The organism is Streptomyces sp. NPDC057654 (assembly GCF_042800135.1).
Lineage (GTDB): Bacteria > Actinomycetota > Actinomycetes > Streptomycetales > Streptomycetaceae > Streptomyces.
On the sequence record NZ_JBHVHQ010000118.1, the window covers coordinates 1 to 14,399 of the forward strand.

Consider the following 14,399-nt stretch of genomic DNA (forward strand, 5'->3'; position numbering starts at 1 on the left):
GAACGCCGACCCCGCCTCCCGCACCTACTACGACAAACAACGAGCCCGCGGCAAAACCCACACCCAAGCCCTCCTCCGCCTCGCCCGCCAACGCATCAGCGTCCTGTTCGCCATGCTCCGCGACGGCACCTTCTACGAACCCCGCGAGCCGAAGGACATCGAGCTCGCCGCATGACCCCGAACCCACCCACACCCCACAGGGGCGCCTTGACGAACAACATAGAGGCACCCCCATCAGCCTTCTCAGTCCTCTCAGCTCTCTCAGCCCTCTCAGGCGCCGTACAACTCCCGGTAGGAGGGGAAGCGCCCGCCCGGACCGTCCACGCTCTCCGCCGCCAGCGCTGCCTTGACCACCGATCGCGATACCGCGTCCGCGCCCGCAGCCAGGATGTCGTTGAGCGTGCCCGCCTCCAGATGGACGCCGAACGCCGGGTCCGTGCCCTCCGGCAGCAGCGGCCGCTCGCCCGTCGCCAGGGCGAACACCGTGTCCCCGTCGGACAGCAGATGCACGGGCCGCACCGCGCGCGCCAACCCGTCATGGGAGGTGCCCGCGAGCTTCTGGGCCTGGGCGCGGGTCAGGTCGGCGTCGGTGGCGACGACGGCGAGGGTGGTGTTGAGCGGCGGGTGCACGGACGCCGCCGAACGCCGCGCCGACTCCTCCTTCGCCTCGGCCAGCGCCCGGTGCGCGGCGGCCAGCCGCTCCTCGGGCGGATAGGCGACATGACCGTCGTAGAGCTGCGCGTACAACACCCCCGTCAGCGGATCGACCATCGAACCGGCCGCGTTGACCACCGCCAGCGCGGCCACCGTCACTCCCGACGGCAGGACGATGCTCGCCGACCCGACGCCGGCCTTGAGCCCGCCCGCCACCGCGCCCGTGCCCGCGCCGACGCAGCCCTGGGCGACGGGCGCGCCCAGTTCCGTACGGGCCGCCGCCGCGACGGCCTCCCGTCCGAACCCGGCATCCGGCCGGGCCCGCCAGTCGCCGCCGCGCCCCAGGTCGAACAGGGCCGCGGCCGGTACGACCGGGACCACCTGCGCCGGGTCCGGGCCGACCCGGAAGCCGCGGCCCTGCTCCTCCAGCCAGGCCGCCACCCCGGACGCGGCGTCGAGCCCGAAGGCGCTGCCGCCGCTCAGCACCACCGCCTCGACGCGCTGCACCAGATTGCGCGGATCGAGCGCGTCGGTCTCCCGCGTCCCCGGCCCGCCGCCGCGTACGTCCACGGCGGCCACCGCCCCGCCCTCGGGGGCGAGCACGACCGTGCTGCCGGTCAGCCATCCGTCGCCGGTCCGCTGCGCGTGCCCGACCCGCAGGCCGCGCACATCGGTGAGGGCATCCGTCAGAGCGTCAGTCATGGCAGCCATCCGTATCACGCAGGCCCGGCCCGCCGTACTGGCCTGGCCCGCCGTTGTGGATGCCGCGGCGGGCGCCGCGGCGGGTGAGGGGACCGGCACCCTTACCGGGGCTACCCGGCTTACCCGGCCTCGGCCGGGTTCCGCTCGTTGAGCAGCAGTCCGACCCCCACCGTCAGCGCGCACACCACCCCGGCCAGCAGCACCGCCGCCGACCCCGCGAACGTGCACAGGAGGACCAGCAGCGCCGCCACGGGCAGCACGAACTGCTGCGTGAGGGTGACCTTGTAGTGCCGGGAGTGCAGCAGCCAGACCGTGATCATGAAGATCGCGGCAGGCACCGTCACCGCGGCGGACGCGGCGGCCGTCGAGATGTGCGCCTTGCCCACCGCCTCCTCCACCGCGACCTCGATGCCCGCGCCGATCGCCGCCGCCGACCCGAAGACGAAGTAGTGGCCGTAGCCCCAGGGCAGCGCTTCCCGGTTGGTGTTCAGATGGCTGTGGATGGGCACGGCGAAGTAGATCCACCAGGCCGCGAAGACGATCAGCAGTCCACCGGCCGCGATGGGCAGCAGCTCGCCGAGCGCGTCGTTCTCGTCGACGGCCGACTGCACCGCGACCGTCCCGGCCGAGATCGTCTCGCCGAGGACGATGATCGTGAACAGGCCGTACCGCTCGGCGATGTGATGCGGGTGCCAGGCCGTCCGGTGGCGCCGCTCCGCGACCACCGGCACCGCCAGCTCCGCCACGACCAGCACCAGGAACAGCCACTTCTTCGAATCGTCGGGCGCGAAGAGCAGCGCGATCCAGCCGACCTGGCAGATCGTGAGCCCCGTCGCGTAGAGCCGCGCGGTGTGCCGCGCCTCCCCGGTCTCGGAGTGCGCCGCCCGCAGCCACTGCGTCGTGAGCGCCAGCCGCATCGCGATATAGCCGATGACGGCGACCGTCCAGTCGTTGGCGTCGAAGGCGCGCGGCACCCCGGCGGCATAGACCTGCACGCCCGCCATCTGCACCAGGGTCAGCACCCGGTACGGGACGTCGTCGCAGTCGTAGGCCGAGGCGAACCAGGAGAAGTTCATCCAGGCCCACCAGATGCCGAAGAACACGAAGAGATATCCCGTGATCCCCGTCCCCGTGTGCCCCTCGGCGAGGGCGTGCACCAGCCGGGTCCCCGCCTGGGCCACCGCGACCACGAAGCACAGGTCGAAGAGCAGCTCCAGGTTGGTGGCGGCGCGGTGCTCCTCGTCGCGGCTGCGCGCCGTCATGCTCCGGACCAGCCCGGAGACCCGGCTCGCCGGGGACGACGGAGAGGCGGACGGGCCTTCGGGCATGGGCGAGTGTTCGCTCATCGGATGCGGGCCTCTTGGGTCGTACGGTGGGGACAGGCGGCGCGTACCGCGGAGTCAGCTTGTCATGCACACCGGCTGTATCCCGTGACCCGGGCGCGTCGGCCGCATGGCGCGCTTCCCGCGGCACCGGCCCGCCGCCGCTCCCGTGCCCCGGCCGTACCCTGGAACCATGAGCACCGCCCCCGCGCCGCGCGACCCGAACCCCGCCCTGGTCTTCGACGACCCGCTGGCGCAGCAGTCCGCGGACGATACGGACCAGGGCTGGGGCGAGCGGACCCCGGCCGGCAGCAGCGGCGACAGCGCCGCCGACCTGGCCCGCTTTCTCGACGAGAAGCCGCCCCACCACCTGTGAGGCCGTAGCCGCCGCCTGCGCGGCCGAAACCCTTGTGCCCCCGGCCGCCGCCCCGCCGGGCGGCAGCCAGGGCCGTGCCGGCAGCGCTAGCTCTGCGACGTCTGCGAGTTCTGTGACGCCTGCGTCTTCTGTAGCGCGATGTGGTCCGCGGCGGAGCCATTGCGCTGGGCGATGAGCGCGTCCCGGATCTCCATCAGCAGCTCGACCTCGGTCGGGTCCGCCGGAGTGTCGTCCACCGGCTTCTTGGCGTCCTGCCGCGCCTTCCACTTGTTCATCGGAAGGATCATGAGGAAGTAGACGACGCCCGCCGTGATCAGGAAAGTGATCGCGGCGCTGATCACCGAGCCCCACAGGATGTAGACGCCGTCCGTGTACTCGCCGCCCTTCTTCACACAGGTGGTGAGGCAGGTCGAGTACTGATCCAGATTCTGGGTGCCGAAAGCGCCGATGATCGGGTTGATAACGCCCTTGACCACGGCATTGACGATGTTGGTGAACGCGGCGCCGACGACGACGGCAACCGCGAGCTCGATCACGTTGCCGCGCATCAGGAATTCCTTGAAGCCGCCAAGGACTCCTGTCTTGTTCTCGCTCACCGAGCAGCCTCTCTTTGCACGCGTCATTCCCGGAACAATTCGCTCCGCAACATAGGACAGGGTGAGGGAGGGCTGTCCAGTCGAGCAACTCGAAGTGGTTACCCGACAGGGCGTGCGTACGGATATGGGCGGCGTTCAGCGCGAGGACATGGCTGGGCACGACGTCACCGCCCAGCCGAGACGGAAGCGTCAGAAGCGCCGGAAGAAGCATCAGAAGCGTCAGCAGGGGTGCAGGAGGGGGCCGCTCCGGCGCCCGGATCCAGCCCGGTGACCGCCAGCGCCGCTGCCGCGGCCGCCATCGCCAGCCCCGCGGACACGGCCCGCCGCCGGCGCCGCAGCGCCCGCCGCAGGCGGTGGCCGCCGCGCCCCATGCGCACCGGGGCGAAGGCGGGCACCGCGCACGGCGGGGGAGTGGAAGGGAAGGTGAGCGAGGTGAACGACGACGAGGTGAGCGACACGGCAACCACCGCCTGACCTGGGGAACTGGGCCGGAACACGCACCACGATGACGTGTTCCGGCGAATTCCGCTCGGGGCTGTGGACTACTGGCCGGTTGTGGAAAACCTCACCACTCGTGAGGGGGGAGTGAGGGTGTCGTGAGGGGTTGAGAAGGGCGCGGAGGGGAGATCGAGGCAGAGATCAAGGAAGAGATCAAGGTAGAGATCGAGGCGGTGATCAAGGAAGCTGAATTCCGGTCTCCAGGCCGTCCAGCGCCGTCGCGCACATACATCCGCGCTCCTCCGTCGCGGGCAGCGCGCTCACCGCGTCGAAGAGCACCTCGCGCAGCCGCCCCACGTTCTTCCCGAAGACCCGCAGCACCTCCTCGTGCGAGACGCCCTCGCCCGTCTCGGCCCCCGCGTCCAGGTCCGTGACCAGCGTCAGCGAGGTGTAGCAGAGCTCCAGTTCACGGGCGAGCACGGCTTCGGGGTGCCCGGTCATGCCGACCACCGACCAGCCCTGGCCCGCGTACCAGCGCGACTCGGCCCGGGTGGAGAAGCGCGGCCCCTCGATCACGCAGAGCGTCCCGCCGTCCACCGGCTCCCAGTCCCGGCCGCGCGCCGCCGCGACGGCCGCCTGCCGCCCGGCGGGGCAGTACGGGTCGGCGAAGGAGAGGTGCACGACGTTGGGCGTGCTGCCGTCGGCCAGCGGCTCGCCGTCGTAGAAGGTCTGGGTGCGCGACTGCGTACGGTCCACGAGCTGGTCCGGTATGAGCAGCGTGCCCGGCCCGTACTCCGGGCGCAGGCCGCCCACCGCGCACGGCCCGAGCACCTGGCGCGCGCCGACGGAACGCAGGGCCCACAGGTTGGCGCGGTAGTTGATGCGGTGCGGCGGCAAATGATGCTTGCGCCCGTGCCGTGGCAGGAAGGCGACCTTCCGGCCCGCGATCTCGCCGAGGAAGAGCGAGTCGCTCGGCGGTCCGTAGGGAGTGTCGACCGTGATCTCGGTCACGTCGTCCAGGAAGGAGTAGAAGCCCGATCCGCCGATGACCCCGATTTCTGCGTTCGCCATGGCGATCACAGTAGCCCGAGCCGGGCGCGCCGAGGACCCCGCCGGAGGAATCCGACGGGGCCCTGGAGGAAATCGAACGCGGGGGTCAGGCCGCGGAGCTGCTCGCCGAGCCGCTCGACGACTTCGACGGCGACGCGGCAGCCCCGGACGAGGACGAGGAGGACGAAGACGAACCGGAGGAGGAGTCCGAGGACGAAGAGGAGGAAGCGGAGGATCCGCTGTCGCTCTTGCCCGAGGAGTCCGAGCCGGACGACGAGCCCGCCTTCGCCGGCGTGCTGCTGGACGACGAGCCGCGGCTGTCGTTCCGGTAGAAGCCGGATCCCTTGAAGACGATGCCGACCGCCGAGAACACCTTCTTCAGGCGTCCCTCGCAGTTCGGGCACACGGTAAGGGCGTCGTCGGTGAATTTCTGCACCGCCTCAAGGCCCTCGCCGCACTCGGTGCACTGGTACTGATAGGTCGGCACTTGCTCCTCCTGGCACTCTCACTCGATGAGTGCTAACGACGCTCCATAGTGCAGTATTCCGGCCGTTCAGTCCACCGAGACGGCCTCGCGGTGACCGACCCCACGTTCCGAGCCGGCGACGACGCGCGCGCCGTCCTCCTTCGTCGCGAGGTGTCGGCGCAGTGCGAACAACACCAGAACCGCAAGTCCCGTGCCACCCAGAGGCACCAGGAATCCGGCCTTGGAGCCGCCCGCGTCCACGAGCTGGCCGCCGACCGTCGCGGCCAGCGCCTGCCCCAGCGCCACCGCGCCGGTCAGCCAGGTGAACGCCTCGGTGCGGGCGGTCGCCGGAACCAGGGACTCCACCAGCGTGTAGCCGGTGATCAGCGCGGGCGCGATGCACAGCCCGGCCAGCAGTCCGAACCCGCCGAGCAGCGGCGCCGAGTGCAGCGCCCACAGCGGGGACGTGGCCAGCACCAGCAGCGGATAGGCCGTCAGCAGCCGCCGCTGCGGGGTGACCTTCCAGGCGACGGCGCCGCAGACCACGCCCGCGATCATGTTGCCGGCCGCGAACGTCCCGTACAGCAGGCCGTTGATGCCCGGCTGCCCGATCTCCTGCGTGAACGCGGTCAGCGAGACCTGCATCCCGCCGAAGACCGACCCGATGCCGAGGAAGGTGATCACGAGCACCCGCACGCCCGGCACGGAGAGCGCCGACACATGGCGCTCCGACTCGCCGGAACCGCGCCGGGTCGGCGCGGGCTGGGTGCGCCGCTGGAAGGCGAAGAACAGTCCGCCGACGAGCGTCAGGGACGCCTCCGCGACGAGCCCGGCGGCCGGGTGCAGCCCGGTGCACAGCGCCGTCGCCAGCACCGGCCCGATCACGAAGGTGAACTCGTCCGTGACCGACTCGAAGGCCGCCGCCGTCGGCATCAGGGGCGAGCCGTCCAGCTTCGCGGCCCACCGGGCCCGCACCATCGGGCCTATCTGCGGTACGGACGCGCCGGCCGGCACGGCGGCGATGTACAGCGCCCACAGGGGCGCGCCGAGCAGCGCCAGCGCCGTCAGCAGGGCGATCGCCGCGGCGTGCACGACCACTCCGGGCAGCAGCACAGCGCGCTGCCCGAAGCGGTCCGCGAGTTTGCCGCTCTGCGGGGCGAACAGGGCCATGGAGACGCCCGCGGTCGCGGACACGGTGCCCGCGAGGAAGTACGAGCCGTTGGTGTGCTCGACCAGCAGCAGGATGCCGATGGTGAGCATCGCGAACGGCTGCCGGGCCAGGAACCCGGGCAGCAGGAACGTCCAGGCGCCGCGCGTGCGCAGCAGCTGTCCGTATCCGGGACGGGGCGGTGGACCTGCGTCAGGCCGCTCCTGGGAGCGGTCGGTGACCGTGGATGCCACGGTCCGGGCCTTTCTGCCGCCTGGTAGCGCGCCGCCACGGAGGGCCTCCACGGAGCGCGCCGAGAGCTGTCCTCTCGTGCGGGACCGTGGTAGATGCCGGTTCGGCCGCCTTATGGTGCGCGGCCGCGGCCGCCGTGCGGTCGCGCCAGCCCTGCTTCAGGCAGAGTTGGGTTGGTTATTGCCGTTTCATGTTACCCATGGCCTTCCCCGGTGGCTGTCCGGACGGTTTCGCGTCCGGTTTCGCGGCCGTGCTGCCTCCCGATTCGGTCGCCTTGTCCCCCGGTCCCGTCGCCTTGCCCGACGAGCCCGGCGGCTTCCCGCCCGTTCCGTCCGTCTTCCCGGCCGTCCCGGCCGGTTTCCGGGTCGGTTTTCCGGCCGCTCCTGCTGCCGGCTTCCGTGCCGCGTTCCCCGCGGGGCCGCGGCCCGGCCCGCCCATAGTGCCCAGCCAGCCGGCCAGCTTGCCGCCCTCGCCGACGGCCCGCAGCCGCTGCTCGGCCTTGTCCCGTACCGGGTCGGTGGCGACGACCAGGAGCTCGTCGCCGCGCCGCAGCACCGTCGAGGGCAGCGGTACGAAGCTGGTGTCGTCCCGTACGACCAGGGTGACCGCGGCCCCGGCGGGCAGCCGCAGCTCGCCGACCTCCACGCCGTGCATCCGCGAGTTCTCCGGGATGGTCATCGACAGCAGATGGCCGCGCAGCCGCTCCAGCGGCGCGGACTCGATGCCGAGATCCTTGGCCTCGTCGTCGCGGAGTTTCAGGTGCCGGGCGAGCCAGGGCAGGGTCGGGCCCTGCACCAGGGTGTAGACGATCACCAGGATGAAGACGATGTTGAACATCCGGCGGCTGTCGGGCACCTCCGCCACCATGGGGATGGTGGCGAGCACAATGGGCACCGCACCGCGCAGCCCGGCCCAGGAGAGCAGTGCCTTCTCCGGCCAGGGTGTACGGAACGGCGCCGTGCTCAGGAAGACCGACACCGGCCGCGCCACCATCGTCAGCACCAGCCCCACCACCACCGCGGGCAGGATGTCGTCACCCAGTTCGTGCGGGGTGACCAGCAGGCCGAGCAGGACGAACATGCCGATCTGCGCTATCCAGCCGAGCCCCTCGGCGAAGCCGCGGGTGGCGGGGGCGTGCGGCAGCTTGGCGTTGCCGAGGATCAGCGCCGCGAGATAGACGGCGAGGAAGCCGGAGCCGTGCGCGAGCGCGCCGCCCGCGTAGGCGGTGAACGCGATGGCCATGACCGCGATCGGATAGAGGCCGGAGGCGGGCAGCGCCACGTGCCGCAGGCCGTACGCGCCGAGCCAGCCGACCGCGAGTCCGATGGCCGCGCCGATGGCCAGTTCCAGGGCGATGTGGCCGATCAGCACATACCAGTGTTCGACCGGACCGGCGGCGGAGAACGCCACGACCAGGATGACCACGGGCGCGTCGTTGAAGCCGGACTCGGCCTCCAGCACACCGGTGAGGCGGGAGGGCAGCGGAACGTTGCGCAGGACGGAGAAGACGGCCGCCGCGTCGGTGGAGGACACGACCGCGCCGATGATCAGCGCCTGCCGCCACTCCATGCCGGCCAGGTAGTGGGCGGCCGTCGCGGTGACGCCCACGCTGACCGCGACGCCGAAGGTGGAGAGCACGGCAGCGGCAGGCAGCGCGGGCTTGATCTGCTTCCACTTCGTGCCGAGGCCGCCCTCGGCGAGGATCACCACGAGGGCCGCGTAACCGATGACCTGCGTGAGGCTGACGTCGTTGAAGACGACACCGATGCCGTCCTGGCCTATCGCGACGCCGATGCCCAGATATATGAGCAGGCTGGGGAGCCCGCTGCGGGATGAGACCCGGACCGCTGCCACGGCTGAGAGCAGCACGAGGGAGCAGATCAGCAGGAGTTCGTTGAGGTGGTTGACAGTCAGGGGCCGGACCTTTCTCGTGCTTTTCACGCCATATCGGCCGGAACTGCTCCCCGGACGACCGTAACTTCATTGCCTTACCTAATATTTTACGGGTTCTTAACGCCTGCTGGTCGCTGCGGCGGCTCGAAGAGGGGCGCCGCGCACGGTAAAGGGGCGCTTCACGCGCGGAGATGGGACTTCGAAGAAGAGGAAGAAGAGAGGGGCGAGGCGCCGACGAGGAGGCCGCCGGGGAGACGGAGGGGGCGCGGCGGCGACTCCGCGTAGGGACGTGACAGGGGGTGCGCCTATGGTTGCTCCAGCACTCCAGGACCACCCTGCCCCTCGAAGGACAGCGATGCCCGCCAACAAGACCGGCGCCTCCGCCCAGGAGACCGGCCCGAAGTCCGGCAAGAAGAAGGGCCGACGCGCCCGTCTGCTCGTGATCACCCTCGTGCTGCTGCTCGTGGCGGGCGTCGGCTATGGCGCGTACTGGGGTGTCGACACGGTGCGCGCCTCCTTCCCGCAGACCTCCGGCACCACGCAGCTCAAGGGACTCTCCGGGCAGGTACAGGTCAAGCGGGACGACAAGGGAGTCCCCCAGGTCTACGCCGACAACGCCGAGGACCTCTTCCGGGCGCAGGGCTTCGTGCAGGCCCAGGACCGGTTCTGGGAGATGGACGTCCGCCGCCATATGACGGCCGGCCGGCTCTCGGAGATGTTCGGCGCCGGACAGGTGAAGACGGACGCCTTCCTGCGGACCATGGGCTGGCGGCAGGTGGCGCAGAAGGAGTACGACACCAAGCTCTCGGCGAGCACCAAGAAGAACCTCCAGGCGTACGCCGACGGAGTCAACGCCTACCTGAAGAACCACAAGGGCAAGGCGCTGTCCGCCGAGTACGCCGCTCTGGACTTCCAGAACGACTACAAGCCCGAGCAGTGGGACCCGGTCGACTCCGTGGCCTGGCTCAAGGCCATGGCCTGGGACCTGCGCGGCAACATGCAGGACGAGATCGACCGCTCGCTCGCCTCGACGCGGCTGTCGGCCAAGCAGATCGAGGAGCTGTACCCGGCGTACCCGTACGGCCGCAACAAGCCGATCGTCGAGGGCGGCGCGGTCAACAGCCTCACCAAGCAGTTCGACCCGAAGGGGACGGCGGACTCCGGCGCCGCCGGGAACGGCGCCACGCAGGGGAACGGCGGCAAGGGCCTCAAGCAGGGGCTGCACAACGGCCTCAACACGCTGTCCAGCAAGATCAGCTCCGTGCCGGCGCTGCTCGGCCCGAGCGGCAACGGCATCGGCTCCAACTCCTGGGTCGTCTCCGGCAAGTACACGACCACCGGGAAGCCGCTGCTCGCCAACGACCCGCACCTCGCGCCGCAGATGCCGTCCCTCTGGTACCAGATGGGCCTGCACTGCAACAAGGTCAGCGCGTCGTGCCCGTACGACGTGGCCGGGTACACCTTCTCCGGCATGCCCGGCGTGGTCATCGGCCACAACCAGGACATCGCCTGGGGCATGACCAACCTGGGCGCTGACGTCACCGACCTCTACCTGGAGAAGGTCACCGCCGACACGTACCTCTACGACGGCAAGCAGAAGCCCTTCACCACCCGCAAGGAGACCATCAAGGTCGCGGGCGGCAAGGACCGCGTCATCACGGTCCGTACGACCAACAACGGGCCGATCGTCTCCGACCGCGACTCGGAGCTCGTCAAGGTCGGCCAGAACGCGCCCGTCACGGACCCCGCGCCCGACCGCGCCGACGGCTACGCGGTGGCGCTGCGCTGGACCGCGCTGAACCCCGGCAAGTCCATGGACGCCGTCTTCGAGCTGAACCAGGCGACCGACTTCGACTCGTTCCGCAAGGCGGCACGCGACTTCCAGGTGCCCTCGCAGAACCTGATCTACGCCGACACCAAGGGCAACATCGGCTATCAGGCTCCGGGGCAGATTCCGGTGCGCGGCAAGGGCGGCAGCAAGAACGACGGCCGCTACCCGGCGCCCGGCTGGGACCCCGCCTACCAGTGGAAGGGGTACATCCCGCAGGCCGAGCTGCCCTGGGAGAAGAACCCCAAGTCCGGCTACATCGTCACCGCCAACCAGGCGGTCGTCGACAAGGACAAGTATCCGTACCCGCTGACCGACGACTGGGGCTACGGCGCGCGCAGCCAGCGCATCAACGACCTCATCCAGTCGAAGATCAAGGACGGCGGGAAGATCTCGACGGACGACATGCAGAAGATGCAGATGGACAGCAGCAGCGAGATCGCCAAGCTGCTGACGCCCTATCTGCTCAAGATCGACCTCGGCAGCCTGCACCTGAAGGCCAAGGAAACGCAGTACATCCGCGACGCGCAGAAGCTCCTGGAGGGCTGGGACTACACCCAGGAGCCCGACTCGGCGGCCGCCGCGTACTTCAACGCCGTCTGGCGCAACACCCTCAAGCTCGCCTTCGGCAACAAGCTGCCCAAGGAGCTGCGGGTCGAGGGCCAGTGCCTGCGGGTGAAGCCCACCAACGACTCCGGTCCGGCCGAGGACCTCAACGGCAACACCCGGCTCGTCACCGAGTGCGGCCAGCGCGAGCCCGACCAGGCGCAGCCCGACGGCGGCGACCGCTGGTTCGAGGTGGTCCGCGACATCCTCAAGAAGCCCGACAACGAGTGGTGGAAGACCAGCGGCACCCGCGCCGACCCGGGCGCCCGCAACCGCGACGAGCTGCTGGCCCACGCCATGAAGGACGCCCGCTGGGAGCTGACCTCCAAGCTCGGCAAGGACGTCAACTCCTGGAGCTGGGGCCGGCTGCACCAGCTGACGCTGAAGAACCAGACGCTCGGCAAGGAGGGCCCCGGCTTCGTCCAGTTCCTCCTGAACCGCGGCCCCTGGAACCTCGGCGGCGGCGAGGCGGCGGTCGACGCCAGCGGCTGGAACGCGGCGGGCGGCTACGACGTCGTATGGGTCCCGTCGATGCGGATGGTCGTCAACCTCGCGGACCTCGACAAGTCCCGCTGGATCAACCTCACCGGCGCCTCCGGGCACGCCTACAACGCGCACTACTACGACCAGACGGACATGTGGGCCAGGGGCGAACTGCTCCCCTGGGCCTACAGCTCCGACGCCGTCAAGAAGGCCACCAAGGACGAACTGGTCCTCAAGCCATAGCGGCGCCCCTTGACGGCCGTCCTTCAGCGGCCCGCGAGGGCGTAAACCTCCGGGGCGGGTCCGGCTCCCGCGGGAATTCGGCTCGCGGGCGACGCCGGCTCGCGCCGGACCGGACCCCCGCTCGTACGGGACCGGACCCCGGCTCGTACCGGGTCTAGCGGCCGGCCGTGAAACGGCGGACGGCCGACGGCGTCACCGCCGCGTGCACGAGGTGGTCGTGCGGCTCCTCCGGGACCCGCGCGACCACCTCGTCGTCGTAGAGGAGCACCACCAGCGCCGGATCGGCGCCCGCCAGCGCGAGCCGGGCGAGCACCCGGTCGTACGAGCCGCCGCCGCGGCCGAGCCGCATGCCGCGCCCGTCCACCGCCAGGCCCGGCAGCAGCACCGCCTCGGCCCCGGTGACCGCGCCGGGCCCCAGCCGCCCGCCGTCGGGCTCCAGGAGCCCCCGCCCGGCCCGTACGAGGCGGTCCGCGCCCGCGTACTCCGCCCAGTCCAGATCGTTGTCCGGAAGCAGTACGGGCAGCAGCACCCGCACGCCCCGCTCGCGCAGCGCGTCCAGCAGCGGGCGGGTCCCCGGCTCGCTGCCCACCGACACATACGCGGCGACGGTGCGCGCCCGCGTGAGCTCCGGCAATTCCAGCGCGCGCAGCGCGAAGACCTCTCCCGCCGCGGCGACTTCACCGGCCGTCAACCCGCCCCTCACCGCGAGGAGGGCCTGTCGCAACTCGCCTTTGTTACCTTCATATTTGGTCACTGTGCACACAATTCCGCTCTCTCAGTTCATATTCACCGGACCATCATCTTCCCCGCAATGCCAGCCGATATGGTTCGGCTCATGACTTCCTCGTACTCAAGGATCACCAAGGCTGTCATCCCGGCCGCCGGCCTCGGAACCCGCTTTCTTCCGGCCACCAAAGCCACCCCCAAGGAAATGCTGCCGGTCGTGGACAAGCCGGCGATCCAGTACGTGGTGGAGGAAGCGGTCACCGCCGGACTGTCCGATGTCCTCATGGTGACCGGGCGCAATAAGCGTCCCCTGGAAGACCACTTCGACCGCAATTACGAGCTCGAAGAAGCGCTTCTGCGCAAGGGCGACGAGTCGCGGCTCGCGCGCGTACAGGAATCCAGCGACCTCGCGACCATGCACTACGTCCGCCAGGGCGACCCCCGCGGCCTCGGCCACGCCGTGCTGTGCGCCGCGCCGCACGTCGGCAGCGAGCCCTTCGCCGTGCTCCTCGGCGACGACCTCATCGACGCCCGCGACCCGCTGCTCGCCCGGATGATCGAGGTGCGCGAGCAGCACGGCGGCAGCGTCATCGCCCTCATGGAGGTCGACCCCGCCCAGATCCACCTCTACGGCTGCGCCGCCGTGAAGCCGGGCGGCGAGGAGGACGTCGTCCAGATCACCGGCCTGGTGGAGAAGCCCGCCGCGGCCGACGCCCCCAGCAACTACGCCGTCATCGGCCGCTACGTCCTCGACCCGGCCGTCTTCGAGGTGCTGCGCAGGACCGAGCCGGGCCGCGGCGGTGAGATCCAGCTCACCGACGCCCTCCAGGACCTCGCCGCCTACCCCGATCTCGGCGGCCCGGTGCACGGCGTGGTCTTCAAGGGCCGCCGCTATGACACCGGGGACCGTGGTGACTATCTGCGTGCCATTGTCAGACTGGCATGCGAACGTGAAGACCTGGGGCCGGACTTCCGGACCTGGCTCCGCAGTTACGTCACCGAGGAGATGTAGCACTTTGACCAGCACCGCCGACAAGGCCGCCGAGCAGGGCAGTGACCGGGGCAGCGAGCAGAGCGGAGGCCGCGCGCGGGCCGACGCCCCAGCCGCCTCGGACCGGGTCTGGTCGGTGGACGAGCACCTCGCGGACATCCTCGCCAGGATCCGCCCCCTGGAGCCCATCGAACTGCAACTGCCGGACGCCCAGGGCTGCGTCCTCGTCGAGGACGTCACCGTCCCCGCCGCCCTGCCCCCCTTCGACAACAGCTCGATGGACGGCTACGCCGTGCGCGTCGCCGACGTCGCGGGGGCGAGCGAGGAGTTCCCGGCGGTGCTGACCGTGATCGGCGACATCGCGGCGGGCAGCGGCGACCTCCCGGAGATCGGCCCCGGCGAGGCCGCCCGCATCATGACCGGCGCCCCGCTGCCGCCCGGCGCCGAGACCGTCGTCCCCGTGGAGTGGACCGACGGCGGCACGGGCGGCGGCCCGGCCGACACCATGCGCGCCCACAGCCGTGCCCCGCAGGACGCGGGCGGCGAGGTCCGCGTCCACCGCCCCGTCGCGGCTCGCGCCCATGTCCGGGCCCGCGGCAGCGATGTGCAGCCCGGCGATCTGGCCC

The 14,399-nt window shown here is 70.8% G+C and carries 12 protein-coding genes and 2 pseudogenes; 6 read left to right on the forward strand and 8 right to left on the reverse strand.

Annotation, left to right across the window (positions count from 1 at the left end):
• A pseudogene (locus ACFU99_RS12460) lies at nt 1-175 on the forward strand (IS110 family transposase); the annotation flags it as partial.
• Nucleotides 176-270: 95 nt separating this feature from the next.
• Here ACFU99_RS12460 and ACFU99_RS12465 read toward each other — a convergent pair.
• Together ACFU99_RS12465 and ACFU99_RS12470 are read right to left on the reverse strand one after the other, a co-directional pair.
• The gene (locus ACFU99_RS12465) at nt 271-1,356 is read right to left on the reverse strand and encodes a P1 family peptidase (protein WP_384389787.1); all 1,086 of its coding nucleotides are present in this window, start codon (nt 1,354-1,356) and stop codon (nt 271-273) included.
• Between the two features lie 119 nt (nt 1,357-1,475).
• Complete coding sequence (locus ACFU99_RS12470) at nt 1,476-2,684, reverse strand: low temperature requirement protein A (protein ID WP_384389813.1); 1,209 nt, start codon at nt 2,682-2,684, stop codon at nt 1,476-1,478.
• Nucleotides 2,685-2,871: 187 nt separating this feature from the next.
• Here ACFU99_RS12470 and ACFU99_RS12475 point away from each other — a divergent pair, with 187 nt between their 5' ends.
• Nucleotides 2,872-3,054: a hypothetical protein gene (locus ACFU99_RS12475; RefSeq protein WP_384389789.1), complete on the forward strand. Its 183-nt coding sequence runs from the start codon at nt 2,872-2,874 to the stop codon at nt 3,052-3,054.
• An 86-nt stretch (nt 3,055-3,140) separates the two neighbouring features.
• Here the strand turns inward: ACFU99_RS12475 and mscL are convergent, their stop codons facing one another.
• Complete coding sequence (gene mscL / locus ACFU99_RS12480; RefSeq protein ID WP_384389791.1) at nt 3,141-3,677, reverse strand: large conductance mechanosensitive channel protein MscL; 537 nt, start codon at nt 3,675-3,677, stop codon at nt 3,141-3,143.
• Nucleotides 3,678-3,917: 240 nt separating this feature from the next.
• On the opposite strand from mscL, the gene ACFU99_RS12485 reads away from it, so the two are divergent.
• Complete coding sequence (locus ACFU99_RS12485; RefSeq protein WP_384389793.1) at nt 3,918-4,124, forward strand: hypothetical protein; 207 nt, start codon at nt 3,918-3,920, stop codon at nt 4,122-4,124.
• A 201-nt stretch (nt 4,125-4,325) separates the two neighbouring features.
• Here the strand turns inward: ACFU99_RS12485 and ACFU99_RS12490 are convergent, their stop codons facing one another.
• The 4 genes from ACFU99_RS12490 to ACFU99_RS12505 form a co-directional block, all read right to left on the reverse strand.
• The gene (locus ACFU99_RS12490) at nt 4,326-5,159 is read right to left on the reverse strand and encodes an S-methyl-5'-thioadenosine phosphorylase (protein ID WP_384389796.1); all 834 of its coding nucleotides are present in this window, start codon (nt 5,157-5,159) and stop codon (nt 4,326-4,328) included.
• An 85-nt stretch (nt 5,160-5,244) separates the two neighbouring features.
• Nucleotides 5,245-5,625 (reverse strand): FmdB family zinc ribbon protein, encoded by a 381-nt coding sequence (locus tag ACFU99_RS12495; protein WP_384389798.1) that lies wholly within the window; start codon nt 5,623-5,625, stop codon nt 5,245-5,247.
• A 66-nt stretch (nt 5,626-5,691) separates the two neighbouring features.
• The gene (locus ACFU99_RS12500; protein WP_384389801.1) at nt 5,692-7,005 is read right to left on the reverse strand and encodes an MFS transporter; all 1,314 of its coding nucleotides are present in this window, start codon (nt 7,003-7,005) and stop codon (nt 5,692-5,694) included.
• Between the two features lie 175 nt (nt 7,006-7,180).
• On the reverse strand, nt 7,181-8,857 hold the full coding sequence (locus tag ACFU99_RS12505; RefSeq protein ID WP_384389816.1) for a potassium/proton antiporter: 1,677 nt from the start codon (nt 8,855-8,857) through the stop codon (nt 7,181-7,183).
• 394 nt (nt 8,858-9,251) lie between these two features.
• Between ACFU99_RS12505 and ACFU99_RS12510 the strand changes: the two genes are divergently transcribed.
• On the forward strand, nt 9,252-12,056 hold the full coding sequence (locus ACFU99_RS12510; RefSeq protein WP_384389804.1) for a penicillin acylase family protein: 2,805 nt from the start codon (nt 9,252-9,254) through the stop codon (nt 12,054-12,056).
• A gap of 154 nt (nt 12,057-12,210) precedes the next feature.
• On the opposite strand, the gene ACFU99_RS12515 is transcribed toward ACFU99_RS12510, so the two are convergent.
• Complete coding sequence (locus tag ACFU99_RS12515) at nt 12,211-12,810, reverse strand: 5-formyltetrahydrofolate cyclo-ligase (RefSeq protein WP_384389807.1); 600 nt, start codon at nt 12,808-12,810, stop codon at nt 12,211-12,213.
• Between the two features lie 81 nt (nt 12,811-12,891).
• On the opposite strand from ACFU99_RS12515, the gene galU reads away from it, so the two are divergent.
• Together galU and ACFU99_RS12525 are read left to right on the forward strand one after the other, a co-directional pair.
• Nucleotides 12,892-13,794 carry a UTP--glucose-1-phosphate uridylyltransferase GalU gene (galU, locus tag ACFU99_RS12520; RefSeq protein WP_384389810.1) on the forward strand — a complete coding sequence of 301 codons (903 nt, stop codon included), beginning with the start codon at nt 12,892-12,894 and terminating at the stop codon, nt 13,792-13,794.
• 115 nt (nt 13,795-13,909) lie between these two features.
• Nucleotides 13,910-14,399, forward strand: a pseudogene (locus ACFU99_RS12525) (molybdopterin molybdenumtransferase MoeA); the annotation flags it as partial.

Excerpts from the sequence above, each read along its gene's own strand:
- ACFU99_RS12465 (WP_384389787.1), bottom strand. The coding sequence starts at position 1,356 with ATGACTGACGCTCTGACGGATGCCCTCACCGATGTGCGCGGCCTGCGG.
- ACFU99_RS12470 (WP_384389813.1), bottom strand. The coding sequence starts at position 2,684 with ATGCCCGAAGGCCCGTCCGCCTCTCCGTCGTCCCCGGCGAGCCGGGTC.
- ACFU99_RS12490 (WP_384389796.1), bottom strand. The coding sequence starts at position 5,159 with ATGGCGAACGCAGAAATCGGGGTCATCGGCGGATCGGGCTTCTACTCC.
- ACFU99_RS12510 (WP_384389804.1), top strand. The coding sequence starts at position 9,252 with ATGCCCGCCAACAAGACCGGCGCCTCCGCCCAGGAGACCGGCCCGAAG.
- ACFU99_RS12475 (WP_384389789.1), top strand. The coding sequence starts at position 2,872 with ATGAGCACCGCCCCCGCGCCGCGCGACCCGAACCCCGCCCTGGTCTTC.
- mscL (WP_384389791.1), bottom strand. The coding sequence starts at position 3,677 with ATGACGCGTGCAAAGAGAGGCTGCTCGGTGAGCGAGAACAAGACAGGA.
- galU (WP_384389810.1), top strand. The coding sequence starts at position 12,892 with ATGACTTCCTCGTACTCAAGGATCACCAAGGCTGTCATCCCGGCCGCC.